Annotated in this window: 19 protein-coding genes; 6 read left to right on the top strand and 13 right to left on the bottom strand. The window is 69.1% G+C overall.

What is annotated here, in order from left to right:
• Positions 1-100: 100 nt before the first annotated feature.
• Complete coding sequence (locus tag I7X39_RS05895) at positions 101-3,655, bottom strand: alpha-1,6-glucosidase domain-containing protein (protein WP_198110055.1); 3,555 nt, start codon at positions 3,653-3,655, stop codon at positions 101-103.
• 289 nt (positions 3,656-3,944) lie between these two features.
• On the opposite strand from I7X39_RS05895, the gene I7X39_RS05890 reads away from it, so the two are divergent.
• From I7X39_RS05890 to I7X39_RS05865, 6 genes are all read left to right on the top strand, one after another.
• The gene (locus tag I7X39_RS05890) at positions 3,945-4,424 is read left to right on the top strand and encodes a papain-like cysteine protease family protein (RefSeq protein WP_198110054.1); all 480 of its coding nucleotides are present in this window, start codon (positions 3,945-3,947) and stop codon (positions 4,422-4,424) included.
• A gap of 135 nt (positions 4,425-4,559) precedes the next feature.
• The gene (locus I7X39_RS05885) at positions 4,560-5,948 is read left to right on the top strand and encodes a TolC family protein (protein WP_198110053.1); all 1,389 of its coding nucleotides are present in this window, start codon (positions 4,560-4,562) and stop codon (positions 5,946-5,948) included.
• 9 nt (positions 5,949-5,957) lie between these two features.
• On the top strand, positions 5,958-9,320 hold the full coding sequence (locus I7X39_RS05880; protein WP_198110052.1) for a DUF268 domain-containing protein: 3,363 nt from the start codon (positions 5,958-5,960) through the stop codon (positions 9,318-9,320).
• Positions 9,321-9,514: 194 nt separating this feature from the next.
• A complete protein-coding gene (locus I7X39_RS05875) occupies positions 9,515-9,748 on the top strand; it encodes a hypothetical protein (RefSeq protein ID WP_198110051.1) in 234 nt (77 codons plus the stop codon).
• A gap of 82 nt (positions 9,749-9,830) precedes the next feature.
• Positions 9,831-10,901, top strand: coding sequence for a methyltransferase domain-containing protein (locus tag I7X39_RS05870; protein WP_198110050.1), 1,071 nt, complete (start codon positions 9,831-9,833; stop codon positions 10,899-10,901).
• 6 nt (positions 10,902-10,907) lie between these two features.
• Positions 10,908-11,633 carry an LbetaH domain-containing protein gene (locus tag I7X39_RS05865; protein ID WP_198110049.1) on the top strand — a complete coding sequence of 242 codons (726 nt, stop codon included), beginning with the start codon at positions 10,908-10,910 and terminating at the stop codon, positions 11,631-11,633.
• A gap of 176 nt (positions 11,634-11,809) precedes the next feature.
• Here I7X39_RS05865 and I7X39_RS05860 read toward each other — a convergent pair whose 3' ends face one another.
• The 12 genes from I7X39_RS05860 to I7X39_RS05805 all read right to left on the bottom strand — a co-directional run bounded on the left by I7X39_RS05860 (position 11,810) and on the right by I7X39_RS05805 (position 26,432).
• Complete coding sequence (locus tag I7X39_RS05860; RefSeq protein WP_198110048.1) at positions 11,810-13,105, bottom strand: MFS transporter; 1,296 nt, start codon at positions 13,103-13,105, stop codon at positions 11,810-11,812.
• Between the two features lie 63 nt (positions 13,106-13,168).
• Positions 13,169-13,810: a 4'-phosphopantetheinyl transferase superfamily protein gene (locus I7X39_RS05855; protein ID WP_198110047.1), complete on the bottom strand. Its 642-nt coding sequence runs from the start codon at positions 13,808-13,810 to the stop codon at positions 13,169-13,171.
• Entirely contained in the window at positions 13,807-15,201 is a 1,395-nt protein-coding gene (locus I7X39_RS05850) for a 2-oxo acid dehydrogenase subunit E2 (protein ID WP_198110046.1), read from the bottom strand. Before I7X39_RS05850 ends, I7X39_RS05855 begins: the two co-directional genes overlap by 4 nt.
• Entirely contained in the window at positions 15,198-17,165 is a 1,968-nt protein-coding gene (locus I7X39_RS05845; RefSeq protein ID WP_198110045.1) for a dehydrogenase E1 component subunit alpha/beta, read from the bottom strand. Before I7X39_RS05845 ends, I7X39_RS05850 begins: the two co-directional genes overlap by 4 nt.
• Positions 17,166-17,169: 4 nt before the next feature.
• Positions 17,170-18,279, bottom strand: a complete 1,110-nt coding sequence (locus I7X39_RS05840; protein WP_198110044.1) for a DegT/DnrJ/EryC1/StrS family aminotransferase — start codon at positions 18,277-18,279, stop codon at positions 17,170-17,172.
• Entirely contained in the window at positions 18,276-18,827 is a 552-nt protein-coding gene (locus I7X39_RS05835) for a class I SAM-dependent methyltransferase (RefSeq protein WP_198110043.1), read from the bottom strand. The genes I7X39_RS05840 and I7X39_RS05835 overlap by 4 nt, the downstream gene beginning before the upstream one ends.
• Entirely contained in the window at positions 18,824-19,228 is a 405-nt protein-coding gene (locus tag I7X39_RS05830) for a cupin domain-containing protein (RefSeq protein WP_198110042.1), read from the bottom strand. Before I7X39_RS05830 ends, I7X39_RS05835 begins: the two co-directional genes overlap by 4 nt.
• Positions 19,221-20,141, bottom strand: a complete 921-nt coding sequence (locus I7X39_RS05825) for an NAD-dependent epimerase/dehydratase family protein (RefSeq protein ID WP_198110041.1) — start codon at positions 20,139-20,141, stop codon at positions 19,221-19,223. The genes I7X39_RS05830 and I7X39_RS05825 overlap by 8 nt, the downstream gene beginning before the upstream one ends.
• 5 nt (positions 20,142-20,146) lie before the next feature.
• The gene (gmd, locus tag I7X39_RS05820) at positions 20,147-21,232 is read right to left on the bottom strand and encodes a GDP-mannose 4,6-dehydratase (RefSeq protein WP_198110040.1); all 1,086 of its coding nucleotides are present in this window, start codon (positions 21,230-21,232) and stop codon (positions 20,147-20,149) included.
• 272 nt (positions 21,233-21,504) lie between these two features.
• Entirely contained in the window at positions 21,505-22,638 is a 1,134-nt protein-coding gene (locus I7X39_RS05815) for a Fic family protein (protein WP_198110039.1), read from the bottom strand.
• A gap of 132 nt (positions 22,639-22,770) precedes the next feature.
• Positions 22,771-23,811 (bottom strand): Na(+)/H(+) antiporter subunit B, encoded by a 1,041-nt coding sequence (locus tag I7X39_RS05810; RefSeq protein WP_198110038.1) that lies wholly within the window; start codon positions 23,809-23,811, stop codon positions 22,771-22,773.
• 227 nt (positions 23,812-24,038) lie between these two features.
• Positions 24,039-26,432 (bottom strand): protein kinase domain-containing protein, encoded by a 2,394-nt coding sequence (locus I7X39_RS05805; protein WP_198110037.1) that lies wholly within the window; start codon positions 26,430-26,432, stop codon positions 24,039-24,041.
• Positions 26,433-26,487 lie beyond the last annotated feature (55 nt).

The following is a 26,487-nucleotide window of genomic DNA, read 5'->3' as shown; positions in this document are numbered from 1 at the left end:
GGCGATCCTATGCCGCACCGTCTGCGCACCTGTTACGAGCCGACCCCTAATCCGCCTCGCTTCTGGGCAAGCCAGGCTCTCCCGCCGGCGCCATTCGTGATCAATGCCGCACAAACACCACCGCCGAGCGGGCCGGCAGCGTGAAGCGGCCGCTGGCGGTATCGAAGCGCGCTTCCTGGCGCACGCGGGCATCGGCCGCCGAGGCTGCCTGCTGCACCGGGTGCAGTTGCAGCTGCTTGCCCTTGAATGCATCGAGTTGCAGCTGCTGCGGCTGCTTGTCCACGTTCACGAAGTACAGCAGCTCGGCATAGCGCGCGCCGGGGTAGGCGCTGCCGTCGATGGAGGCGGCGATGACGGTGGCCACCTGGCCCGAGCCGGTGTTGTGGAAGCGCAGGCGCTCGCGGATGTCGGCGGCGGTGCGCAGGCGCAGCAGGGTGGTGCTGGCGCGGATCTTCAGCAGGTCGCGGAAGGCGTCGCGCGTCCAGGCGATCTCGGCCGGCGTGGGCTTGATGCCGGCGTCCTGCAACAGCGGGCGCGCCACCGCCCAGTTGGCCTGGTTCTCGCCCTTCAGCGGCAGGCCGGTGGCGAAGAAGTTGTCGGCGTAGCTCCAGTCCAGGCGGTTGAACCAGTCGCCGGCGTCGTAGCTGTTGCGGTCCAGGCTCTTGCTGCGCAGGGTGTCCACGCCGGCGTGGAAGTAGGGCACGCCCTGGGCGAAGGTGTTGAGCGCGGCGGCCAGGATCTGCACGCGCGCCCGGTCGCCGCGGCTGGTGCCGGGCGGCAGGCGGAAGGCGTTGAGGTCGAACAGGGTGTGGTTGTCGTGGTTCTCGACGTAGTTGATGACCTCGCCGGGCTCGGCCACATAGCCCACCACCTGGTTGCCCAGCTGATCCAGCCGCTGCTGCGCGTCCCAGTGGGTCTGCAACTCGTAGCTGCGCACCGAACCGGCCAGGCCGGCCTTGATCAGATCCCCCGCCCACAGCAGGTCACCGCGCGTCTTGCCGCCGCCCTGCGGGTTGGGGTCGTAGAAGGCGCCGTTCACGAAACCCTGATTGCCGACGAAGCTGTTGCCTTCACCAAAGCTGCTGCCGCGCACGGCGTCGCGCAGGCGGTCGTTGAAGCTGCCGATGCCGCTGCCGGCCAGGTTGAGCTGGCTGGCCTGCACGAAGCGGCGGTTGTCGGCCACCTCGCCGAAGTTCCAGCCCTCGCCCAGCAGTTGCACCTCGCGGCCCAGCTCGGCCTTCAGGCGGGCCCGTATGACCGCCATCGCCGCCAGCGGCTGGTGGCCCATCAGGTCGAAGCGGAAGGAGCTGATCTGGTACTCGCGCGCCCACAGCAGCACCGAGTCGCTCATCAGCTTGGCCATCATCAAATGCTCGGTGGCGGTGTTCTCGCAGCAGGTGCTGCGCTCGATGCCGCCCTCGGCATTCAACCGGTGGTAGTAGCCGGGCACGATGCGGTCCAGCACCGAGCGCTCGTTCTGGCCGCTGGCGCTGGTGTGGTTGAACACCACGTCCATGCCCACGCGCAGGCCCACTTGGTGCAGGCCCTGCACCAGGGTGCGGAACTCGCGCACGCGGGCGAAGGGGTCATTGGCGTCGCTGCTGTAGCTGCCCTCGGGGGCGTTGAAGTGCTGCGGGTCGTAGCCCCAGTTGAAGCAGTCGCTGCCCTGGGTGGCGGCCACCAGGGCCTGCTGGGTTTCATCCGCCGCGCCGCCGGCAGGGCTGGGCGTGCTGCAGCCGGTTTCGGGCACGCTGCTGAAGTCGTAGACGGGCAGCAGGTGCACGTCGGTCAGGCCGGCGTCGGCCAGGGCCTTCAGGTGCTTCATGCCGGCGCTGCTGCGCTCGCCAAAGGCGGCGAACTTGCCGCGCAGGGCGGCGGGCACGCTGGCGTCGCTGGCGGAGAAATCGCGCACATGCAGCTCGTAGATGCTCATGTCGGTGGCAGCGGCCACGGTTTGCGGCGGCTTGACTCCGGCCCAGCCGGGCGGCTGGGTGCGGGCGTCGGCCAGGTCCACCAGCGCGCTGCGGCGGCCATCGGCGCTGAGCGACACGCTGTAGGGGTCCGTCACCAGGTTGCGCACCAGGCCCACGCCGCGCACGAACAGCTCCACGCCGTAGCGGTAGAACTGGCCGCGGAGATCGCCGGTGGCGCTGGCCACCCAGCTGCCGGTGGCGGGGTCGAAACGGGCTTCGATGGCCTGGCTGGCGGGCGCACCGGCACTCGGGTAGACGTAGACGGTGACACGCTGCGCCGTGGGGGCCCACAGGCGCCAGCGGGCGCCTTCCGCGCTCACCTGCGCGCCCAGGTCGTTCAGTTCCCCGGCCGGGGCGTACAGCGCATCGAGCGCGCCCGGCGTCTGCAGGCTGGTGGCGTTCTGCACCCGGCCCTGATCGTCCTCTTCCACGATCAGCAGCTGCCCCTGCAGCCCGATCCACAGGCTGGGCAGGATGGCATCAGGCAGGCGGAAGCGCGCGCCGGCGCCAATCCAGCCGAAGCGCTCGGCCAGGGGCTGGGGCAGGGCGCTGGTGTCGGGCTCCAGCGCCACGCTGGCATCGCTGCCGCGCACCGGCTCGTCTTTCACCACCACCAGCTGCCCCCTGGCGGAGTAGTGGATCTTCACGGTGCCGCGCCCGTCATGGGCGGGCCACTGGATGCGCTGCGGGTCCAGCCAGTAGGCGCGCGCATCGGTGCTGGAGACGCGGCGCAGGTCCGGCGGCGCCAGGTACACGGTGGCGTCGCCTTGCACCAGCCAGATGGAGGCCACGCCTTCGACCGCGCGCAGGCCGGCGTAGGCCACGCGGATGTTGTCGGGCCGGCCATCCTTGTCGTTCTCGTTCGGGGCCTTGCCGTGGATGATGAATTCGAGCGCTTCGCGGCTGGCGTCCTGGCGCGGGTTCAGCACCGGGATGTCGAACACCAGCTCGCCGCTGCCGGCTGCGTAGCCGGGCATCTGCTCGAAGCCCACGGCGGCATTCCACTGGTTGATGGCCAGGCCGGCGGGGAGCCGCGCCACGTCCATGCCGTTCCAGGGCCACAGGTGCAGGCCCCAGGCGCTGTAGGCGCCGTCGAGGCGCTTGTAGTGCACGCGCACGGTGTGCAGGTCCGGCGGCTGGCCGGGGCCGGCCGGGGGGCTGGTGTAGGTGCTGGCATCGCCCTGGCGGCGCCAGATCTCGTTCTTGCCGGGCTGCAGGGTCCAGCTCTGGTCCGCGCCGCCGTGGTCCTTGTCGTCGCCCTTGTGGAACAGATAGCCCACCGAACCGCTGCCGGCCACCAGGGGCAGTTCGTACACGGCGCCAAAGCCGTCCTGCCCCACGGGGTTGTGGCCCTGGTTCCAGCCGGGGTCGGCCGCGGCGCCCCAGCTGTGCACCTGCCAGCCGGCGGTGTTGCCGTCGCTGCGCTGGTAGTGGAGGGTCAGCGTGGTGGCGGCACCGCCGCCGCCCGTGCCTACCTGCGGGGGCACCGGCTGCAGCACCGTCTGGAACGGGCCGTCACCCAGCGTGGGGTTTGGGGCTTCGGCGGCGCTGGCCTGGCGCTTTTGCACGAAGGGGCCGGGTTCGGTGCCTCCCCCACAGGCCGTAAGGGCCAGCGCCACGCCGCCTGCCACCACCCAATCGCGTACCCGCAGCGCATGCCCGCGCAAGCTCAGCCAGCCCATCTTGGTCTCCGGTCGATGCTGAATCGAGCGGCAGGATAAGTAGCAAAACTACATTTTTCGAGCGTGCATTCCCTTGGAAACGTAGTGAAACTACGCATGCTTCCGTATCGCCTGGCGCCCCTCAAGCGGGGGTGGGCGCAACGCCCGGTGATGGATGGCTGCGCGGGTGCATCAAGATGTTTCCCGCCTGCGTCGGGCTTCAAGCCCGAACGTGGGTGCGTCGGGCCCAGGTTGATGGGGCTTGGCGGACCGAATGGCCCTCGGCCCCTTGACCAGCCTGGAGACACCCATGAGTGACTACATCGTTCCCAACGTTCCCTATATCCCCCAGAAGACCTACGAGACCTGCTGGCTGGCCGCCTACAAGATGCTGCTGGCCTGGAAGGGCCGGCCGCAGGAAATGGCCGAGAGCTTGCCCAACCACCAGATCATGCGGCGGGACGGCATCCTCGATTCGCAGTTCCTGGCCTGCCGCACGGCGCTGGGCCTGATGTCCAGCACCTACACGGGCTTTCGGGACGCCGACGCCATCGAGGGCAAGCTGCAAAGCTATGGGCCCATTTGGGTATCGGGCACCTACGCCAAGGGCCACAAGCACATCGTGGTGCTTCGCGGCGTGCGCGGTTCCGGCAACGACGCGGAGGTCCTGATCAACGATCCGCAGACCGGCATGAACATCAGCAACCCGAAGGATGACTGGTGGCCCATCAGCTGGTTCTCGAACCGGCTGAACCCGGTTGCCTTTGCCTGCCAGCATTGGTGCGACTGACATCAAGCCGCCCAAAACCCCGCTTTTCCTCCTCAAGCCCCAGCCGGGCCTCTGGTGTGATGCCGCCTGTGTTCCTGCGAGTTCAGCAGCCGCTGCATCCCCATGCCTGCCACGCCCACTGCCCGATCCCTTTGCTTGCTGCTGGCCCTGGCGTTGAGCGCGGCGCCGCTGCAGGCCGCTCGGCCCAAGGCCAAGGCGCCGGTGCGCGCCAAGGCCCCGGCTGCGGCCGTGGCCGAGCCGGCCATGCCGGCCACCCGCTGTGGCGATGACGACCAGCTGCGCCTGAAGCGCGAGCCCGCCGCCGCGGCCGACACGGCCATGGCGCAGACCGACCCGCGCGCCTACCTGGTGCAGGTGGCGGAAACCGCCATGCAGCGCAGCCGCCAGGTGGGCGTATCGCAATTGCTGGCCCAAAGTGCCGCCGACGAACTGCGCGAGGCCGAGTTGGCCGGGCTGCCACAGGTGCAGCTGAGCCTGTCCGGATTCGGCGTGGCCAGCACGGTGCGCAGCGTGCGCCAGCCTGATGGTGCCGAAGCTCGCGTGGCCCTGCAGGCGGCCGGGCCGGTGTGGGACTGGGGCCAGCGCAAGCAGCTGGTGGAATGGCGCCGCCAACTGGCCGAGGCCGCCCAGGCCGCGCGCCAGGGTCAGGCCGAGCAGATCGCGCTGCAAGCCGTCTCGCTCAGCCTGGAGCGCAGCCGCTTCACGCTGCAGCTGCAGGTCTACGGCCAGTACATCCGCAAGATGGCCTGCCTGGTGGAGGCGCTGGAAACCATCACCGAACTGGACCGCGGCCGCGCCAGCGAGCTGGTGCAGGCCCAGAAGCAGCAGCAACTGGCCGAGCTGGCCCTGGTGGCCACGCAGGACCAGCTGCGCGGTGTCGAGACCCGGCTGCGCCGCCTGCTGGGCGACCCGCTGCCGCCGGTGGCCAGCCTCTCGGCCGTGCTGGCGCGTCTGCCCGATCTGGGCCAGATGCAGAAGGAGCTGCTGGCTTCCTCCGAGGTCACTCAGGCCAATGCCCAGGCCCTGGCCGCGCAGCGCCTGGCCGATTCGGTGAGCGCCGGCCAAAAGCCCCAGGTCAGCTGGCTGGCCAACGCCAATCTGGCGCGCGGCAATGGCGACAACCGCGAATACACCGCCGGCGTGCAGGTGAGCATTCCGCTGTTCCGCGCCACCGATGCCCCGCAGCGCGACGCCGCCCGCCGCCGCGCCGAGGCCGCCAATCTGCAGCGCGACGAAACGCTGGAAGCCAAGCACTGGCGCCTGACCGAGGTACACGATGCGGCGCAGAACTCCCTGGACCGCGCGCGCCGCATCGCCGAGCTGCTGCGCGCCAGCCAGCAGCTGCGCGGCGCCACCTTGCAGCAGTGGCAGCAACTGGGCCGGCGTTCGCTGTTTGACGTGATGGGCGCCGAGGCCGACTACTACAGCCTGCGCGTGGCGCAGGTGAACGCGCTCTACGACGCCCAGCAGGCCGTGGCCATGATGGGGTCGATGGGGAAGGGCGTCCTGGAACTGCTGCGGTAGTCTCGGCCGATGCCCCGCATCGTCGTCTACACCGTGCTCACCGGCTCCAAGGAGCCGCTGGGCGACCCGCTCGAAGGTCTTTCGGGTGCGGCCCTGCAGTCCGATCTGGAATTTGACTGGGTCTGCTTCACCGACGACCCCGCGCTGCGCAGCCCGCGCTGGCAGATGCGCCTGCTGCAGGAACCGCTGCCGCCCGAACGCAGCTCGCGCCGACCCAAGATGCTGCCGCACGAGTACCTGGGGGAGTGGGCGCACAGCCTGTACATCGACAACATCGTGCGCTTTTCGCGCCTGCCCACGCAGGCCGACCTGTTTGGCGCGCACGATCCGGCAGCCAGCGAAGCGCTGCTGCGCTGCTTCCGCCACTCGAACCGCGACGACCTGCTGACCGAGGCCGAGGCCATCGTGCAGCTGGGCTACGAGCGCGTCGATCGCCTGGCCGAGCAGCTGGACTTCTACCGCGCCAAGGGCTGGCTGGAGCAGGTGCAGGGCCTCTCCACCTGCACCCTGATCCTGCGCGCCAACCACGGCCACGCGCAGCTGCGCCGCTTCGGGCAGATCTGGTGGGAGCAGTTCCTGCTCTACGGCAAGCGCGATCAGATGAGCTTTGACCTGGCGCGCGTGCTCACCCCGCAGCCGGTGGACTATTGGCCCGGCCTGAAGAACGACTGCCCCTGGCTGCACAACACACCCAACATCGCCCCCACGCGCGTGCTGGCCAATTTCGACGCCACCCGCTACCGCTGGCGCTACCGGCACGACGAAGCCGCCCAGCGCGACCCACGCCGCCACTTCCAAGAGAAGGGCCGGCACGACGGCCGCCAGCACGCCCGCCGCCTGCAGATCCTGGAGTGGCTGAGCTACCGCTACGGCGCCAGCCTGGGCAGCCAGGTGGCGCCGCGCCGCCAGCTGGCCCAGCCGCTGGATGATTTGCTGGAGCCGCTGCGCAAGCAGGGCGGCCGCCTGCTGGTGATGCCGGTGCGGGTGGACGACCCCAAGCTGCCCGCCCGCTACCTGCCCGAGGAACTGGACGCTGCCGTGCGCGTGCTGGCCGGCTTCCTGGGCGCCTGGGAGGGCACGCGCTGCGACATCACCGCCGCCGACCTCGCCAGCGGCCGCGCCAAGCTGCACCCGGACGCCGGCCGCTTCGACCTCGTGCTCGTGCTCGGCTGCCCCGGCCCGCTGGCCGGCGCGGCGCTGCGCTTCGTGCAGGAAGGGCTGAACCCCACCCAGGGCCTGCTTCTGATGGCCCTGGCCTCCAGCGCGGATGCCGCCGGCCTGCACGCACTCGAAAGCCAACTCGGCCAGGCCCTGCAGGCCCACACCCTGGTGGCCGCCCACCCCAGCCAGCATGATGAGCTGGACGCCCCGCTGCCCAACACCCTGCTGGCCCTGAACTGGCTGCACGACCCCAAGCTTCCGAAGGCGGCACCCGCGCCAGCCCCCGCTCCATCCTCCGTCGCCCCCATGCCCGCCACCGAAAAGCTCTACATCGCCTACTGCACCAGCGGCATGGGCAACCGCCTGCGCCCGCTGGCCTCGGCCCTGGCCTACTGCCAGGCCACCGGCCGCAAGCTCAAGGTCTATTGGGACGACATCACCCCCAACGGCTGCCTGACACCCTGGAGCGACCTCTTCACCACGCCGATCGAAGCGATCAGCCTGGCCGAGATCGCCGCGCTCGACCCCGCCCGCACCGCGCTCTTCACCGAGAAGGGCCCCGGCCACGGCGTGGAGCGCGAGGCCAGCCGCCACGAGCGCCCGCAGCTGCTGGGCCTGGCCCAGCGCGGCGCGCGCCTCGAGCATGCCCAGGCCCTGCGCCTGGACGAAGCGGCCGATGTCGTCATCGTCTATGACAACAACTACCTGCTGGGCCTGCCCAAGCAGGCCAGCATCGAGGCCCTGCGCCGCCTGCAGCCGCACCCCGCCGTGCGCGACAAGGTGCTCGGCACCGTGGCCGGCCTGGGCCTGAGCCCCAGCACCCCGGCCGTGCACGCCCGCGGCACCGACTTCAACATGAAGGAGGCCCTGGCCACCTACAGCGCGTTGATCGACGAGCGCATCCCGCAGGGTGAGTTCTTCCTTTCCACCGAAGACGCCGAACTCGAGGCCGGCCTGCGCCAACGCTACGGCGCGCGCCTGAAAAGCCGGCCCGACCGCCTGCACCTGCAGCTGCAGGAGGGCAAGACCAGTTGGAGCGACCCCGACAGCTACACCATCACGCGCGAGCACGGCATCGACGCGCTGGTCGACATCTACCTGCTGGCCAGCGTGCAGCTGGTGGTCTTCCACCCCGGCTCCACCTTCTCGGAAATCGCCCGCCACCTGCACGGCGTGCTGCAGGGCCTGCCCGCGCCGCAAGACCAATGGCCCGCAGGCAGTGAACCGCCGGCGCTGGCCGCGGCACCAGCGGCCAAGGCAGAACCCCCGGCCCTGGCCGCCGCCAAGCAGCAGTTCGAAGCCCGCGTGCGCGCCCTGATGCCGCGCGGTGGTGCCGCCTACCCGCTGGACACCGACAACGGCCCCGCCGGCCCGCTCACCCCCGAGCAGCTGCCGCCCGACTTCTTCTACTGGGAGAGCCTGGGCTACCGCATCCCGCTGATGGAACGCCTGTTCATGAACAGCTACAGCGGCCAGCCCGAGCTGAAGTGGGACGGCGCGGTGTTCAACCAGCTCGCCGCCATCCCCTTCGCCAACTTCCCGCGCGAGATCTTCAAGCGCATCTGCCCCTACCCGGAGGCCTGGAGCCAGATGGCCACCATGCGCGGCTACATCGCCGGCCGCAAGGTGCTGGTGATCGGCTCCGAGACCTTCTGGATCGAGCTGCTCTGCGCGCTCGGCGGCGCGGCCGAGATCACCACGGTGGAGTACCGCCCCATCCACTGGACCGAGCCGCCGCAGGCGAATCTGCGCACCCTGACCTGGGACCAGTTCATCGGTGATCTCGACGCCCACCGCGAGCGCTACGACCTCATCCTCAGCTACAGCAGCATCGAGCACAGCGGCCTGGGCCGCTACGGCGACCGCCTGACGCCGCTGGGCGATCTGTTCACCTTCCAGCTGATGGCCCAGTGCATGAAGCCCACCGGCCTGTGCACCGCCGCCGTGCCCACCGGCCAGGACCTGACGCACTTCAACGCCCACCGCATCTACGGCGTGCAGCGCATCCAGGCCATGGAACAGATCAGCGGCCTGAAGTACGCCGGCATCGTCTACCCCGACCCCGCCTACCTGGCCGAAGACCCCGAACCCGCGCTGCGCGCCGGCTGGACCCTGCAGGCCCTGGCCACCTTGCCGCTGGGTAAATACCGCCAGCCGATCCTGTGCTTTGCGCGGGAGGGATTCAGTCAGCAGCGCTACGTGCAGGGCTGAGGGTTCAAATGGTCAGCTCGAAAGTTTGCAGGGCCTGCGGAAAGGCAAGACCCGCTTCGCAAGAGTTCTGCCCGTACTGCACGGCACCACCGCCACCGGCGCCTCCTCCACGGAAGAGAGGCGCAGCGGCGGCGGTAGATACCTATCTGGAGACTCGTTGGGGCGGTGGTCCCACCAATCCGAGCCTCGAAGAAATGAAGGCCGCCCTTGTAGAGCTGTCGGTTCCCGATGAAGAGCATCCGGACACATGGCTCACGGATGAAAAGGACTGCACGGTCATCGTGGATGAAAAGGGCGTCGTAACGCTTTCACAGCCAGGACGGCCGAGGATTCAGCGCGTCGGCGTCAATCATGAACAAGCGCTTCGACTTTGGCTTCTGCTGCAGCAAGGCAAGGCGGATGAAGTCCATGCATGGCTGGCGGCTTGATCGGGCTCGCCCCGGAACTGCCGAAAAGAAGCGAGCTTGGTTCGCCCCGAACTTGGCCAAACTGTGAAGCTAGGCTAAAGCCATGCCCATGCACCCCGCGCTGCAATCTCAGCCTCTCGCACCGGTGTTGGACCTGCTGTTCGCGCCCGACCCCGAGCCCGCCCTGCAGGCCCTGGTGAGCGCCGGCCTGCTGCAGCCCGAGCAACTGCCCGCCTGGCGCACCGCCCGCCGGCCGGTGGGCCGGGCGGCCGACAACGGTGACTTGGCCACCCAGGCCAAGCTCTTGGTGGACGCGCAGGCCGGCCAGCGCGGCAAGCTGGCCCCCAGCGAACCCCTGGCCGTGCTCGGCCAGCTGCTGCCCCTGCTGCAGGCGGCCCACAGCCAGGGCCTGGCGCTCGATGCCGCCGCGCGCGCCCAGCAGCGCGTGCTGGACTTGGGCGCCGGCCTGTTCTACCCCCTCAGCACGGCCGCCCTGCTGCACGCCAATGGCGTGGGCGAGGCCTGGGCCTACGAGCCCTTTGCCGTGCAGCCCGAGTTCGCCGAGGCTGCGCTGCTGGAGCTGCAGCGCGCCGTGGCGCGGGAGCCCGAGCGCTTCCGCTGCTTCCCCGACAGCCCGCCCGCCCCCGAGCTGAAGGCCCGGCTGGCGCGCCTGGACCTGCACCGCCTGGCCGAGCGCATCGAGGAGTTGAACCAGGGCCGCTCCGAGCGGGTGGACCTGGGCGGCGTGAGCCTGTTCCAGCGCCCCGCGGCCCTGCCCGAACAGCAGCTGGACTGGGTGTTCAGCAATTCCGTGCTGGAGCACATCGACGACCTGGCCGGCGCCCTGGCCTGGCAGCGCCGCCTGCTCAAGCCCGGCGGCTGGGCTTTCCACACCGTGGACTTCGTCGACCACCGCCATTACTTCGACCGCAGCCTGCACCCGCTGCAATGCCTGTTCGACGGCGTGCTCGACGCCATCAACGGCCTGCGCCCTTCGCAGATGGAAGCCCTGTTCATGGGCGCCGGCTTTGCCTGCTACAAGCGCCAGAAGCTGCAGCTGCCCGCCGGCCTGCTGGACGCCGCGCCGCCCTTCGCGCCGCGCTTCGAAGCCCTGCGCGGCCGGCCCGAGCTCTACGAATGGGTCAACGGCTACCTTCTCCGATCACCAGGCTGACTGACCATGCAGATCCTCACCGAATCCAACGTCCTGGGCATCGACGAGCAGCACCCCGACGCCGCCCACTTCACCGTGCTGCGCTACCAGGATGGGCTGAGCAGCCACATCCCCAAGGGCCTGTTCCGCAACAACCACGACGAGGACATCAGCCAGGCGCCCTGGGGCCGCTTCCAGATCGGCCGCGACTCCATCCTCGGCCCCGGCTCCATCGCCAAGTACGACGGCAATCAGCAAAGCCTGTTGATCGGCCGCCATGTGCGCGGCGGCCTGCGCCTGCGCTTCCTGCTCAACGGCCAGCACGAAACCCGCTCGGCCGCGATGTCCATGTTTGGCGGCGGCGGCGTGCGCGTGCCGCGTCCGCCCCAGCATGGCGACACCGTGCTGCAGAACGACCTCTGGATCGGCGACGAGGCCATGCTGCTCGGTGGCGTCACGATCGCCAACGGCAGCGTCATCGGCGCCCGCAGCCTGGTGCCCGCCGGCCTGCAGACCGAGCCCTACGGCATCTACCAGGGCAACCCGGCGCGGCTTATGGGCTTTCGCTTCGGCGAGAAGCTGCGCGCGGCCCTGCTGGAACTGGCCTGGTGGGATCAGCCTTTTGAGTGGGTGCGCCAGCATGCGGAGTTCTTTGCGCTGGATCTGGCGGAGGACGAGGGGCGGGCGCTGGAAGGGGTGCAGGAGTTGCTGCGCGAGCGCGCCGCCGCGCCGGATGGTGTGGCGGCTGGCTGATCGGGCGGCAGGTTCATCCGCATGAGCGGCAGAGCACCGGCCAAGGGAGCGCTATCGAAGCCCGCTCTGAAGGCTCCGGAGCTCCTGCGGTCCGTGGTTGGCAACTGCAGAGCAGCGACGCCGCTGAGCGCAACGATCTCCAAACTGGCGGTCCATGACAAGGCGCCGTGAATGGATCAAACGCTGCGGCTGCGCGGCCAGATGGCACACAAAACTGCCGCACCCAAGGTGAAAAGCAGGGCCGGGACCCAGCCCCACTGCGCGGCCACCACCGGTGCCGGCGCGACGAAGGTGACCACGGCGATGCGCGAAAGCGCCGCCGCTGCGAGGGCGGAATTGAGTGCGCCTCCCGTGAAGCCTTCGCGGCCCGTTTGACCGAAGAACACGGCGGCCGAAAACCCGCTCATCAGGCTCACGCCCCATGCCGCGCCGGCCAGGCCCTGAACAGGCACCAGCGCCTCCAGCGCGGTGGCGTTCCAGGCTCCCGCGCTGCACGCTGCGGCCACCAGCATGCTGCCGGCCAACACCGGCAAGGCACCGAAGCGCTTGACGGCCAGGCTCGCCGGCATCAGCGCCAGATTGAAGCCGACCCAGAACACCGGCAACAGCAACGGCAGCATGGTTGAGGGCGCATGGCGAAGGTACAGCGGCGCGGCTACCAAATTGGTGTGCATCTGGGCGGCGGTCGCCGCCAGCAGGGCTGCCAGCAGGAAGCCCGGGAATGGCGCCACGCCAGCGCGTGCGGTGAGCAAGGCCGGTGGCGACGCCACGGTCTCCAACTCCGGCGCCCATACGGCGGCCTTCTGCTGGGACAGCATGCGCTCGGCCCACACCATGCCGGCCGTGATGGCGGCCAACGACAACCCGGCCAGAGCGAACGGCAGACGCGGGTCGATCCCTTTCAGCGTCAAGCCCAGGTAGGGGCCGATGGCCGACGCGATGCCCGTGCCCAGCAACACCAGGCTCACCAGCCAGGGGACGGCGGGCTTGGCGACATAACGGCCCAGCAGAGTCAAGGGCGGTACCCGCAGTGCCGCACTGGAGGCCGCCCAGAGCGCGGTGATTGCCACGAACAGGCCCGCTGATCCCCGCGGCGCGACCCAGGGCAGCATCAGGAAGGCGACGGTAGACAGCAGAGTGACGCCGATGATCCACCAGCCGATACGACCCAGCACGCCTGCCGCCCGGTCCGACCAGACGCCCACGGCCAGGTCGCAGACCACGAAAACCAGCTGGTCCATCAGCAGCAGCCAGGGCACGGCCGACTTGGGCAGTCCGGCCTGCTCAGCCAGCGCCGGCAGATAGATCACGTAGACGATCCAGCCGACCGCAAACAGGAACTGCACGCCAGCCAGGTACAGGCCAACGGCGGTGGGGGCCTTGGCGGATGGGCTCAACTCGTCGTTCTCCGCAACATGGGATGGCTCAGGGCTTGCGGCATTCTCATTGCTGGCCCGCACGGCCGCATGCATGCAACCGCGCCTGTTCTAGCGTCTGGATGGCGTCACGTGGTCCACCCGGCGTGCACGCCCACCTCAGCCAAACACCACCACCGTCGCCGCCGAGAAATCCTTGCCATGCGTGATCGCCACCAGGCTGCGCAGCGCGCGCGCCGCCGCCGGGCTGGCGTCGCCCAACCGCAGCAAGGGCCGGCCCGCGGGGTCGTGGCGGATCTCCAGCTCGAGCGGGTGCAGGTTCAGCAGCAGCGGGTGCGCCTTCTTGGCCGCTTCCTTGGCGCAGAACAGGCCGCAGAGGTGTCGGCGAGGCTCGGGCTTGAGCAGGGCGCCGGCAATCTCGGCGGCGGTGAACAGGCCCGCGTAGACCGGGTGGGCGCGCAGGTCGTCGGTCTCGGGCAGGCTGTCCAGGCTTTGCACGTCCATGCCCAGGCCCAGGGGCAGGGCGCCGCCTGACGGCGTTGGAGCACTTGGCTCCTCTGCCGGTGCAGCGGCAGCTGCGGGTGCAGCGCCCTCGGTGGCCAGCAGGGCGCGCAGCGCGGCCACGCTGAGATTGGGCTGCAGCACCGGCAGGCGCCGGCCCAGCTGTGCCTCCAGCTGCGCGCGCAGGGCGCCCAGGCCGAAGGAGCGGCTCAGGCCCAGGCTTGCAAGCGTGGCTTCTTCGGAAATGCTGCTGCGGCGCGTCATGCGCGCCAGCAAGTTGGTCAGGAAGTCGTTGCTCATGCAGTGCCGCTGGTGCAGCGGTGGCAGGCGGCGCCCAGGCTGCCGTCGGGGCGCACATAGGCGTGCAGGAAGGCGTAGCGGCCGAAGTCGCGGTAGTAGGCCTCGCGGGGGATGCCGCAGAGGTCACAGCCCTGCAGGCCGCGCAGCGCGGCGGCCAGGCTGGCGCCGGCGTCAGCAGCCGGAGCGGGGGCAGTTTCGGGCTCGGCGTAGGCGAGCAAGCGTTCGCGCAGGGCCTGCAGAAACAGGCCCACCTCGCGGCCGTTGCTGCAGCGGTGGTCGAAGGCCAGGGTCAGGCTCATGGGCCAGCCGGGGGCCTGACTGTCGCCGCCGATGCCCAGGATGGCCGACTGGCGGCCGTTGATCAGCGGGCGGAACTGCAGCACGTCGAGGCTGCTGAGGTCGGTGACGCTGAAGCTGCTGCCCTCCAGCTCCTCGGGGCGCAGGCGCTGGTCCAGGTAGCGTTGGGCGGCCTCCTGCACAAGGGCATGGATCTGCGCCGGCAGCTGGCGTTCCAGCCCGGGCAGTTGCACCACCTTCAGGCCCTGGCCGAGGTCCAGCGCCAGGCCGATGCGCAGCTCGGGGTGGGGGTAAACGCGCTCGCCATCACACCAGGCGTTGAGCTGCGGCCATTGGCCGAGCAGGCGCGCCAGCTCGTACAGGATCAGGGGCAGGGGCTGGCCGTCGAACAGGCCGTCGCGCTCCAGGCGGCGGCGGATGCCGCTGCTCGGGAACTGCACGGTGAGGTGGCTGACCACGCCGCCCTGGGCGCCCAGCTGCAGCGCCGCGGCTTCGGCGCGCTTGGCCAGGCTGAGCGGCTGGCCGCCGCTGGGCGCGGGGCCCGCCACGGGCTTTGCGGCCGCGGTGGGCGCCGGGCTGGCGAGCGCTTCGATGTCTCGCAGCGTCAGCAGGCCGCGCCCGGCCAGTTGCTCGGCGCCCAGGCCCAGCTCCTGCGCGCGGCGTTGGGCAGCGGGGGACAGGCGGCTGCTGCCCAGCTCGGTGGCCGGTGCCGTCGCCACAGCGGCTGGCACCTGGATCGACAGTGAAATGCCGCCCGCGGCGGGCGTGATGCTGAGTGCGGAGACCGGCGCTGGCGCCGGTTCCACTGAAGGCTCCACCGCCTCGGCCTCCGGCACGCTCCGCACCGCATCGGCGGTGTCGGCAATCCAGGCCAGGGGCGCGCCCACGGCCACGATCTCGCCCACCGCCACCAGCGGGCTCAGATAGCCGCTGCGCTCGGCCTCCACGGCCACCACGGCCTTGGTGGTTTCCACGTCGGCCATTTCTTCGCCGGCTTCCACGTAATCGCCCGGCGCCACGCGCCAGGCCACCAGCTGCACCTGGTCGTCGTTGGTGTTGATGCGCGGGGTGCGCTGCAGATAGGGCGCGCTCATGCACACAGCTCCCGCGCCGCGGCCAGCACGCCATCCACCGAAGGCAGCAGGGCCTTTTCCAGCGGCCCGCTGGCGGGGATGCAGGTGGGCGGCGCGTGCAGGCGGCGGCAGCGCCGGGGCAGGGCGCCGCCTTCCGCCAGCTGGCCGATCAGTTCGGCGCCAAAGCCGGCAAAGCCTTGGCCTTCTTCCACCACCAGCAGGGCCGGTGCGGCCGCCAGCGGCTCGTGCAACTGGGCGGGTGTGAAGGGGTAGAGCTGCATCGGCACCAGCACCTGGGCGATCAGATCGTGTTCGTTGAACAGGCGCTCGCAGGCCTGCAGCAGCAGCGGCGTCATGCCGCCGTAGCCCAGCAGGGTGATGTCCACGCGCGCGGCGCGCGGGCGCAGCCAGGCGCAGGGGAAGGCGCCGGCGCTGTGCAACAGCTCCCAACCCGCGGGCAGCGGGGCGCCCAGCAGCTCGCCGTAGAGCAGCTTGTTCTCGATGACGAGGCAGGCGTCGTCCTGCTGCAGCAGGGCGGGGTAGAGCTGATCCGGCCGCGTCAGCGGGTTCAGCGCCAGCACGCGCAGGCCCGGCATGCCCAGGAAGTGCTTCTCGATGCTCTGGCTGTGCGTGGGCCCGTAGCCGCGCCCGCCGCCCATGGGCGTGCGCACCACCAGCGGGCAGCGCACCTGCTCGTCGTACATGGCGCGGAACTTGGCGGCGTGGTTCAGCAGCTGGTCGAAGGCCAGGCCGAGGAAGTCGCCGAACATGATTTCCACCAGCGGGCGCCAGCCCTGCAGGGCCAGGCCGGAACCCAGGCCGACGATGCCGGCCTCGGAGATCGGCGTGTTGCGCACCCGGCCGGGGTGGCGGGCGCTCAGGTCCTTGGTGGCCTTGAAGGCGCCGCCGTAGGGCGATTCGATGTCCTCGCCGATTAGCAGCACGCGCGGGTCTTCGTCCAGCAGCGCACTCAAGGATTCGTTCAGCGCGGCCACCAGGCGGCGCGGAGCGCCCAGCTCGGCGGCCTGCCAGGCTTGGGCCGTGGGCGCTGCGGGCAGGCGCGGCGCGGTGGCGTGCGGGGCCTGGGCGGCGGCATCGGCCGCCTGCTGCACCTCGGCGCGCAGGCGCTCCACCAGGGCTTCCGCGCGGCCGCTGGCCAGCAGCTGGTTCAGCGGGTCGCGCTCTTCGAAGGGGCTGACGAGTTCGCGCGCCCGCGTGTCGTCGCCCTTGCTGTGCGCCTTCAGGCGGAAGGTGCGCAGGTGCAGAAAGCGCGGCCGGCGGTCTTGCCGCATGGCCTGGATGAAGGCCTCCAGCTGCGCATCCAGCTCCAGGGGGTGCCAGGTGTCGGCCTCGGCGGTTTCGATGCCGAAGGCCTGTGCGCGGGCCTGGATGCCACCGGCCAGGGTTTCCTGCTGGGCGGTGCTCTGGGCGTAGCCGTTGTCCTCCAGCACCACCAGCAGCGGCAGCTCCCACTTGCTGGCGAGGTTCAGCGCCTCGTACAGCGCGCCTTCGCCCAGGGTGCCGTCGCCGATGAAGACCACCGCCACCGCCTCGCCCCCGGCCAGCTTGTGCGCGCAGGCCTGGCCGCCGGCCACGGGCACGATGCCGCCCTGGATGCCGTTGGAATGAAAGCCCTCGCGGCAAAGGTGCTGGCTGCCGCCGATGCCGCCGCTCACCCCGGTGCTGCGCCCCATCAGTTCGGCAATCAAGGCCTCCACATCGCGGTGCACGCCCAGGAAGTGGCCGTGGCAGCGGTGGTTGGAAAACACCGTGTCGCCCGCGCGCAGATGCCGGCCCACCAGCGCCCCGCTGAGCTCCTGGCCGATGCAGGTGTGCACGGTGCCGAACAGTGCGCCTTGGCTGAACAGATCGAGCAGCTTCTCTTCGGTGAAGCGGGCCAGCAGCGCGCGTTCCAGCGCTTCCTGGGGCAGTTGCAGCAGGGCGTCGGTGGCGTTCATGGCGCGCAGTTCGGGGCGGGCGGACACGGCTTCAGGCGCCGTAGAAGCGGCGGATTTCGGCGCAGATGCGGTCCACCTGCGCATCCTCCAGCTGGATCATCGAAGGCAGCCACAGGCCCTCGCGGCCGATGGCCTCGCTGACCGGGAAACTGCCCGGCAAGTCGTAGGCCTTCTGCTGGTGGATGGGCGGGTACATGGTGCGCGTGCCGATCCCGGCCGCCTTCAGGTGCGCGGCCAGTTCCTCCCGGCGCTCGAAGCGGCCGTCGATGAACCAGGGCGTGCAGAGCTGCGTGTCGTGCGCGAACAGCTGCACGCCGGGCACGCCCTGCAGGCCGTCCCAGTAGCGCTGCCAGATCGCCTTCTTGCGCGGCAGGCGCTCGGGCAGCTGGCGCATCTGCGCCAGGCCCACGCAGGCCTGCAGCTCGGTGAACTTGAAGTTGAAGCCGATGCTGTCGTGGATGTCCGTGCCGCCGCGCGCGCGGCCGAAGTCCTTCAGGCGCTTGAGCTTGTCGGCCAAGGCGTCGTCGTCGGTGATCAGGGCGCCGCCCTGGCCTGTGCTGATGATCTTGGGCGCGCTGAAGCTGAAGGAGCCAATCGCCCCGGCGCGGCCGATGTGCCGGCCGTCCGGGTACCAGCTGCCCAGGCTCTGCGCGGCGTCCTCGATCAGCGCCACGCCGGTCTCGCGCGCCAGGGCCTCGAAGGCCTCGCTGCCGCCCGCCGCGGCAGACGGGGCGCGGCCATTGGCGCTCACCAGCATGATGGCTTTCGTGCGCGGCGTGAGGGCCTTGCGCACCGCCTCGGGGTGCAGGATCAGCGTGTCCGCCTCCACGTCCACGAACACCGGCTTCGCACCCAGCATGTGCACGCTATTGGGCGTGGCGATCATGGTGTAGTTCGGGCAGATCACCTCGTCCCCCGGGCCCACGCCCACCGCCAGCGCGGCCAAGCTCAGGCTCACGGTGCCGTTGTTGACGACGATGCAGTGCTTCGCGCCGGTGAACTCGGCAATCGCGCGCTCGAAGGCCGCGGTGCGCTCGAACTCGGTGAAGAAGCCGTCCTCGTCCAGGTAGCGCAGCAGCTCTTCTTTTTCGGGGGCGCCGAACAGCGGGCGCATCTGGGGGATGAAGGCTTGCTGGCTCATGCTTTGATCGCTTCAACATTCAAGGACACCAGGATGCCGGAGTCCTTCTGCATATGGGGAAAGTAGGCCTGGGAGTGGTCGTCCACCCCGGCGTGCTCGGTGGCCCGCCAGTCCCAGAGCCGCGGCTGGGTGAAGCCGTTGGCCTCCAGCAGCGTGCTAAGCGAGCGCTCGTCGTAGCAGGTCTTGTGATACAGGCACTCGGGGCCGCTGGCCGTCTGGATTTCCATGCGGCCGTACAGGGGCCCCAGCACCCGCTCGATCGCACCCGTCTGCCGGTAGACCTGGATCAGCGCCTCGAAATCCGGCACCGCCAAGCGCAACACGCCGCCGGGAGCCAGCACGCGCCGCCACTCGGCCAGCACGACTACGGCCTGCTGGCGGTCGAAATACTCGAAGGCGTGGCTGCAATAGATCAGTTCGGCGCTGTTGTCCGCAATGAAGGGCAGCTGGTCGATGCGGTGCTGGTGGGCTATATGCGGCATGTCGCACAGGTCCACATGCACGAAGCCGGGGATCTGGCGGTGCCAGCAGCCGAGGTGCAGCTTCATGCCAGACGCCTGCGGTCCACATCGGGTCCCAGATACGGCCCGTTCTTGATCTCCAGCACCTGGGTGCCGTCCTCCAGGATGTCGTAGCCATGGCCGCCGCGCAGCAGCACCAGCACATCGCCCTCGCCAGCCTCCAGCGTGGTCAGCAGCTGGTCGTCAGGCGTGTACACCCGGGCGCGCAGCCGGCCGCGGCGGATGTAGAGCACCTCCTGCGTCCAGGCCACGTCGCGGTGGGCCTCGTTGTGGCTGTGGGCCAGCAGCTCCTTGCCGGCGGCATAGCCCCAGCTGCCCACCTGGATGTAGTCGCTGTCAGGGCTGAAGAACTTCAGGCCTTCGCCCCAGGCCTCGCTGGCCGGGATGTGGCGGGCCAGCACCAGGCCCTCGTGGATCACTTCATGCATGGTGGTTCTTCAAATACCAAGAAATGGTGTCGCGCACGCCCTGGCGGAACTCGCGCTGCGGGCGCCAGCCCAGCAGGGCCTCGCCGCGGCTGCCGTCCACGGTCTTGTAGGGCGCGCCGTCGGGTTTTGTGGGGTCGGTGCGCAGCCGGCCGGGGTAGCCCAGCTCGTCGGCAATCAGCTGCGCCATGTCCAGGATGCTGATGCCCGACGCCACGCCGATGTTCACCGGCTCCACGCAGGGCGGGGCGTCCAGGCCGCGCACCAGGGCCTCGGCGCCGTCTTCCACGTGCAGCCACTCGCGCACCGGCGTGCCGCTGCCCCACACCACCACCTCGGGCGCGCCCTGGCGCTTGGCTTCATGGATGCGGTGAATCAGCGCCCCCAGCGCATGGCTGCGCTCGGGCTCGAAGTGGTCGCCCGGGCCGTACATGTTGGAAAGGATCAGGTTCAGCACGTCCAGCCCATGCTGCTGGTGGTAGGCGTAGGCGCCGACCCAGCTGGCCTTGCGGGCAAAGCCGTACACCAGCACGGAGTCGTGCAGCGGGCCGTCCCAGAACTCGTCTTCCTTGAATAGCGTGGCCGCGGCCGGGTAGGCGCAGTTGCTGATGGGGTTGACCATGCGCTGCACGCCGTGCGCCTTGCAGGCCTCCAGCAGGCTCAACGTCATGGCCAGGTTGTGGTGGAACAGCTCGGCCGCGTGCTTCAGCCCGAACTGGATGCCGCCCACAAAGGCCGCGCAGTGGATGACCTGGCGTTGCGCCTGGCCCGAGAACACCCGCTCAAACAGGGCCTGGGTGGCGGCGGCGTCGCGCAAATCCGTGCCCAGGCTGAGCGAGGCGCGCACAAACGGTCGGCCTTGTTGCTCCAGCAGGGCGCAGACCTGCTTGCCCAGAAAGCCAGTGGCTCCCGTCACCAGAATCATGGTTGTGGCCCCTGGCGCATCGCCCCAGCCGGCACCACGCCGTCGCCGCCGTAGTCGTCGAACTTCAGGTCGTAGGCCACCATCAGTTGCACCAGCTCGGCAAACGAGGTGCGCGGCTGCCAGCCCAGCAGTTCGCGCGCCTTGGTCGGGTTGCCCCACAGCAGCTCTACCTCGGCGGGGCGGAAGTACTTGGCGTCCACCATCACGCGGGTCTGGCCGCTGCGGCGGCAGATGCCGCGCTCGTGCACGCCCTCGCCCTGCCAATCCAGCTCGATGCCGGCGGCCTCGAAGGCCAGCGTGGCAAATTCGCGCACGGTATGCGTCTCGCCCGAGGCAATCACCAAATCGGTGGGCTGCTCCAGCTGCAGCATGCGCCACATGGCTTCCACGTAGTCCTTGGCATAGCCCCAGTCGCGCTTGGCGTCCAGGTTGCCCAGCGCCAGCACCTGCTGGCGCCCCTGCGCAATGCGCGCCGCCGCCTTGCTGATCTTCTTCGTCACGAAGGTCTCGCCGCGGCGCGGGCTCTCGTGGTTGAAGAGGATGCCGTTGCAGGCGTAGAGCCCGTAGGACTCGCGGTAGTTCACCGTGATCCAGTAGGCGTACAGCTTGGCCGCGCCATAGGGGCTCTTGGGGTAGAAGGGCGTGGTCTCGCTCTGCGGCGCCGTGCCCGGCAGGCCGCCGAACAGCTCCGAGGTGCTGGCCTGGTAGAAGCGCGGGCGCATCCCCAGGTCCTTCACCGCATTCAGCAGCCGGATGGTGCCCAGCGCGTCCACCTCGGCCGTGTACTCCGGCACCTCGAAGCTCACCGCCACATGGCTTTGCGCGCCCAGGTTGTAGATCTCGTCGGGCTCGATGCGGTTCAGCAGCGAATGCAGATTGCTCGAATCCGCCAGATCGCCGTGGTACGTGTGCAGGCGCTCGTGGTGAATGATGTGGTCGATGCGGGTGGACGTGAACACCGAGCTGCGGCGCAGGATGGCGTGCACCTCGTAGCCCTGTTCCAGCAGGAATTCGGCCAGGTAGGAGCCGTCCTGCCCGGTGATGCCGGTAAGAAAGGCGCGCTTGGGGCGGGGAGCGTTCATCCCGGCATGATGCCGCCGCTCGGCGGGGCTCAGAGGGCGGAGAAGGGTGGGTTTTCCGGGGGCTTGGGTTGGCTTGCTTGTCTTGGCTTTGCTTCTTTGCTGCTTGCGTGGGGCTGGCGCGGGATCAGGAGGGCGGGGCACCCTGCTCCGTCCATGTCCCCCTCCGCTGCGCCGCCGGCGCAGCGGATTCCGCCTTTTACTTCCCTGCGCAGGGTGCCCCGCCCTCCTGATCTGGGGCGACCGAGGACTGTTGCTGTTGTTGGGGTGGCTCGCTATCGCGTGGGCTGGTTGATCTCGTAGCTCGTGCTGCGGCCGCCGGCCGCCGTCTTGCGCAGCACGCCCCGGGCCAGCAGGTCCGAGATGTCGCGCAGCGCCGTGTCGGGCGAGCAGTGGGCGATGGCGGCCCAGCGACTGCTGGTCAGCTTGCCCTCGAAGCCGTCGAGCAGGCGGTTCAGCACCTTGGCCTGGCGCTCGTTCAATGCGGCTGCGCCGGGCGCGTTCCACCGTTGCCACAAGCGGGTCTTGGCCAGCACGGCATCCAGTCCCAGCTGCGCCTGTTCTACCGCGCGCTGCAGCGCGGCCAGGAACCAGGCCAGCCACTCGGTGACGTCGAGCGAGCCCTTCTGCGTGCGCTCCAGCATCTCGTAGTAGCCCTTGCGCTCGCGCTGGATCTGGGCCGACAGGCTGTAGAAGCGCTGCGGGCTGCCATCCGCGCGGGCCAGGAACAGATCACCCAGCGCGCGCGCGATGCGGCCGTTGCCATCGTCGAAGGGGTGCAGGGTGACGAACCAAAGATGCGCCAGCCCGGCCTTGATCAGCGCCGGCTCCGCCGTGTCGGCGTTGGCCCAGGCCAGGAAGCGGGCGGTCTCCGGCTCCAGCCGGGCGGCCGGCGGCGCCTCGTAATGCACCCGCTGGCGCTCCAGCGCTCCTGAAACCACCTGCATCGGGCCAGTGGCGTCGTCGCGCCAGCCGCCTACCGTGATGCGGGCCAGGCCGGAGTAGCCGGTTGGGAACAGCGCCGCGTGCCAGCCGAACAGGCGCTCGCGCGTCAGCAACGCGCTGCTGTTGGCGGTGGCGTCCAGCACCATCTCGACCACGCCCTCGACATGCCGGTCCACCGGCGCCAGGGCGCCGATGTCGACGCCCAGCCGGCGCGCGATCGACGAACGCACCGATTCAGCATTCAACCGCTCGCCCTCGATCTCGCTGGTCTTGAGTACGTCCTCGGTCAGCGCCGCCAGGCTGGCTTGGTCGCGCAGGGCCAGGCCCACATCGGCCAGCCGCCCGAGCATCAGGCCCTGGGCGCGGCTGACTTCGGTCAGGGGCTGGGCCAGGGCGGCCCAGTCGAACTGCCACTGCGGCCAGTCACTAGCCTGCCAGATGTAGGTGTAATCGCCGCGTTTCATGCGGAGATTGTGGGCTGCAATCTCCGCAGAGGCAAGTCAATCGCCGCAACTGGTGCGGCGAATGGGTGGTGGATTCGCTGCATTCATCCTTTGGTGGGGCAAAAAGGCAAAGCGCTGACCCCGGCACCCCCCTCACTCTTCCACTATCCGACTGAAAAAGTACTTAAGGAGATCCCAGCTTCCGTCGTACATCACCGAGTCCTTCAATGCGCTAGGGCACTCCGCTTTCGACTTAAGAAGGGATTTAAATCCTATGTATTCAGCAAGAATTTCTGATGTGGCCGCATTGGTCAATCGAATTCGACCTCGTGCAATCCAAAGGGAACGGTCCTCCATGGTTGAAATGTCCTCAACGGTGAAAATGTATGTGGATTTGTGCTGAGGTACGGGAATTGGAAATGCGAAATCCTCGTCAGGCCATTCTTCGTGGTGCCCGGAGGAGGATGGGTATTTTTTTGAGTGGGCAATGGCTAGGTCCTCAAGGCCTTCCTTTAGCCAGCGCTGTTTGGGTGCCAGTCGTTCAATGCGTCCATATTCTGCGGATTGGGGGATAAATCCCCAGTTTCTGTACTCGATAAAATCCGTCTTGGCTAGACTCGCAACAACTTTTGGTTGATTTGCGGTTTCAATCCAGGCTATTGGATCGTGATATTGATATGTTGAGCTTGGCGGAAACGAATAACCGAATCTTCTCCTTTGGTTCTTCATTTTCTCCGAATCGGGCGTCAGTGGAGTGCTATCTGCGGTGGGTGATTTTTGGCCCGGGGGAAGATCAAGGAATATTTTGGATCCGGCATCAATTTTCCGAACGAGAGTAAATTTTTCCTCATTGAGGCACCGAGTGTTGAGGGCTTCAAGGCTTCGCGTCAATGCCGCCTGTTTCTCAGCGTCCATTTCTTTCAAGTCTTCATGAAACTCGGCGCTCTGCCGCATCAGACTTTGAATAACGATTGCTGCGATGCCGACAAAGACGCCGAAACCAATGATGCCGCCCCTGATCCGCTTGTAGTCCAAAGCAGCACCAATTGCAGCAAAAATCAGTCCAATCACACCCGCCGCGATTAGAAATAGCCCGCCGATGCCAACATAGTCGGGTGCCATCGCAGCACATGTGCCGTGCAGGGAAAAAATGGCGAGTGTTGCTGATATTCGTATGATCGTGCTCTTGTGCATATGCTGATCGGTTGGTTTGGTGACGTATGTCTATTGTCCAAAGTGCCTGGCCTTGTCGCTGGCTTGCGAAGGTTTAGAATTTTGTGAAAATCGAGAATTAAGAATTCCTGATATTCGATTCAACTGTGCGCAACCGTGCAGCGCAAGTGGGCACTCAGCTCGGGAATGAAGGTCGTGAGCATGAGCGGGCAAGAGGCTTTCAAACTGCGGTCCAATTCAGCTGTCGCTTACCTCCGCTCCGAATTCCTCAAAACCCTCTCCCTCTCCCTCTGCCGCAACACATCAATCATCACGTTGAACGTCCGCCCGAGTAAGCCAATCTCATCACTGCGCGTCACCCGCACCTGCGCGGCGTCGTAATCGCCACGCTTCAGTGCTTCGGCGGCCTCAGTCAATCGGCGTATCGGGCGGACGATGCTGCGGGCGAAGGCCAGTGCCACGAGGACGGAGAGCAGGCCGACGGCGGCCAGGCCCAGCAGCACCTGGTGGAAGACGCGGCGCAGCGGGGCTTCGAAGCTGTCGTGGGTTTCGGTGACGCCGACCACCCAGTCGTGCCCCTCCACCGGGGCGAAGCCGGCCACTTCCTCGGTCTTGGACACCGTGGAGGTGTAGCTGGCGTGGCCCTCGCGGCGGGCGCCCACCAGGGCGCGAGCGAGGTCGGGCATGGCGAGGTCGGCCACGCGGTCGCGGCGGAAGCGCTGGTCGGCCTTGATGGCGGCCTGCTGTTCGGCTGAGAGCGGTGCCAGGCTGCGGAAGCGCAGGGCCAGGTCGCGGTGGTGGATGAGCACGCCGTCGCCGTCCACCAGGAAGGGTTCGCGGCTGGGGGTGCGGGCGGCGTCCACCAGGCTGCCGATGGTTTCGGCGCGCAATCTCAGCACCACCGCGCCGACCACCGGCCCGGCGCGGGAGCGCACCGGCTGGGCCAGGTAGGCGCCGGCGCGGCCGGCCACGGCGCCAATGATGATGCTGGTGGTCGCCGCCTGCCCGGCCATGGCCTGGCGGTAGTAGTCGCGGAAGCCGTAATTGCCGCCCACCACCTCGGGTGCGGTCGAGACCAGGGCCTCGCCCTTGCCGTCCATCAGGGTGATGAGGTGCAGGTCGGGGTTGGTGGCCACCAGGCTGGCCAGGCGGCGCAGCAGCAGCGCACGGGCGTCGGGTGGCTGCTCCAGCGGCGGCGCTTCGAGCAGGGCCTGGACCTCGGCGTCCTCGGCCAGGAAGGCGGCGACGCGGCGGCTGTCCTGCAGCAGCTGGGCCAGGCGGCCGGCGGTGGCGCTGGCCAGCTGCTCCAGGCTGCGCTGCTCGGCGGCGGCCAGCGCGGCCACGCTCTGGCGGTAGTTGTAGAGCCCGCTCAGACTCATGGGCAGCAGGGCGGCCAGCACCAGGGCGGCGCCCATCTTCCAGGCGAAGGGCCAGGCGGCGGGGCTCCAGCGCCGCGGGCCTTGCCAGCCGGCGCGTGCGGCCGGAGCGGCGGTGCCGGCGGCCAGGGCTTCCTGCAGGCCCAAGCTGCCGGAATGGGCGGCGAACAGGGCCTGGCGGAAGGCGGCCACGGATTGCGGGCGGTCTTCGGGCTTGAGCTGCAGGCCCCAGTCGATGGCGCGCAGGAACTCGCGGCTCCAGCGTTCGGCGCCGAGTTGCTCGGCGCTTTGGTGCGCATCCGGCTTGGCCTGGCGTAGCGGGGCTTCGAGCGGACGCTTCCCCGTCACCATCCAGTACAGGGTGGCGGCCAGGGCGTAGAGGTCGGTCCAGGGGCCCTGGCTGAGGCCGCTGTACTGCTCGATGGGGGCGTAGCCGGGGGTCAGCACCTGCGGGGCATCGGGCACTTCCATGCCGCGCGCCGGGCGGGCGGCGCCGAAGTCCAGCAGCACCAGGCTGCCGTCTTCCTCGCGCACGCAGAGGTTGTCGGGCTTGATGTCACGGTGCAGCACGCCGCTGCGATGCACCAGGTCCAGGCCGTCGAGCAGCGGGGCCAGCAGGAGCAGCAGCTCGGCCTCTTCGAGCGGGGCGCGTTCGCTATGGCCGCGGCCGGGCAGCAGGCGGCTACGCGGGGCCTTGCCAGCCTCGCGCCACCACTGGTGCAGGGTCTGGCCGCGTTCGTAGTCCAGCACCATGTAGGCGGTGCGGTTGGCCTCGAAGAAGCGCGCCACGCGCACGATGTTCGGGTGGCGGAAGGTGGCCAGGGTGCGCGCCTCCACCAGGAACTGCTCCAGGCCTTCCAGCAGCGTGGGCAGCCAGGCGGTGGCGCGCGGGCGCACGGTGCTGTCCTGCGCGCGCTGGGCGAACTGGGCCGGCAGGTATTCCTTGATCGCCACCTTGGCATTCAGGTTGACGTCGGTGGCGAGGTAGGTGATGCCGAAGCCGCCCTGGCCGAGCAGGGCGTCGATGCGGTACTCGTGCAGGCGGTAGCCGGGGGGCAGGGCCAGGGGCAGCTGCGGCTGCGCCGGCAGGGGCGGTAGTGGTTGGTTGGGCTTGGCCGGGCGAATGAGGGTGGCGTCGTCGTCGAACACCGGCCGGGAGAGCCGTTCGGTGGCCTGGGTGTCGGTCAACGGCGGGGGCGCGGCCGGGCGCAGCACGGTGGCGTCGGGGTCCAACGGGGGCGGCGCGGCGCGGGGGCTTTCAGGCATGGGGGGCTGGAAGTTGCGTCGCTACGATAGCTCGCACTCCCTGCGCAGCGCCTTG

Source organism: Inhella proteolytica, from assembly GCF_016093275.1.
In the GTDB taxonomy this organism is placed as follows: Bacteria; Pseudomonadota; Gammaproteobacteria; order Burkholderiales; family Burkholderiaceae_C; genus Inhella; species Inhella proteolytica.
Note: the sequence above shows the minus strand (reverse complement) of the source record. Positions and strands in the feature narration are given on the sequence as shown.

Bases quoted from the DNA above. Each gene is read 5' to 3' on its own strand.
- I7X39_RS05895 (WP_198110055.1), bottom strand. From the start codon at position 3,655: ATGGGCTGGCTGAGCTTGCGCGGGCATGCGCTGCGGGTACGCGATTGG.
- I7X39_RS05890 (WP_198110054.1), top strand. From the start codon at position 3,945: ATGAGTGACTACATCGTTCCCAACGTTCCCTATATCCCCCAGAAGACC.
- I7X39_RS05880 (WP_198110052.1), top strand. From the start codon at position 5,958: ATGCCCCGCATCGTCGTCTACACCGTGCTCACCGGCTCCAAGGAGCCG.
- I7X39_RS05875 (WP_198110051.1), top strand. From the start codon at position 9,515: ATGAAGGCCGCCCTTGTAGAGCTGTCGGTTCCCGATGAAGAGCATCCG.
- I7X39_RS05870 (WP_198110050.1), top strand. From the start codon at position 9,831: ATGCCCATGCACCCCGCGCTGCAATCTCAGCCTCTCGCACCGGTGTTG.
- I7X39_RS05865 (WP_198110049.1), top strand. From the start codon at position 10,908: ATGCAGATCCTCACCGAATCCAACGTCCTGGGCATCGACGAGCAGCAC.
- I7X39_RS05860 (WP_198110048.1), bottom strand. From the start codon at position 13,105: ATGCATGCGGCCGTGCGGGCCAGCAATGAGAATGCCGCAAGCCCTGAG.
- I7X39_RS05855 (WP_198110047.1), bottom strand. From the start codon at position 13,810: ATGAGCAACGACTTCCTGACCAACTTGCTGGCGCGCATGACGCGCCGC.
- I7X39_RS05850 (WP_198110046.1), bottom strand. From the start codon at position 15,201: ATGAGCGCGCCCTATCTGCAGCGCACCCCGCGCATCAACACCAACGAC.
- I7X39_RS05840 (WP_198110044.1), bottom strand. From the start codon at position 18,279: ATGAGCCAGCAAGCCTTCATCCCCCAGATGCGCCCGCTGTTCGGCGCC.
- I7X39_RS05835 (WP_198110043.1), bottom strand. From the start codon at position 18,827: ATGAAGCTGCACCTCGGCTGCTGGCACCGCCAGATCCCCGGCTTCGTG.
- I7X39_RS05830 (WP_198110042.1), bottom strand. From the start codon at position 19,228: ATGCATGAAGTGATCCACGAGGGCCTGGTGCTGGCCCGCCACATCCCG.
- gmd (WP_198110040.1), bottom strand. From the start codon at position 21,232: ATGAACGCTCCCCGCCCCAAGCGCGCCTTTCTTACCGGCATCACCGGG.
- I7X39_RS05815 (WP_198110039.1), bottom strand. From the start codon at position 22,638: ATGAAACGCGGCGATTACACCTACATCTGGCAGGCTAGTGACTGGCCG.
- I7X39_RS05810 (WP_198110038.1), bottom strand. From the start codon at position 23,811: ATGCACAAGAGCACGATCATACGAATATCAGCAACACTCGCCATTTTT.
- I7X39_RS05805 (WP_198110037.1), bottom strand. From the start codon at position 26,432: ATGCCTGAAAGCCCCCGCGCCGCGCCGCCCCCGTTGGACCCCGACGCC.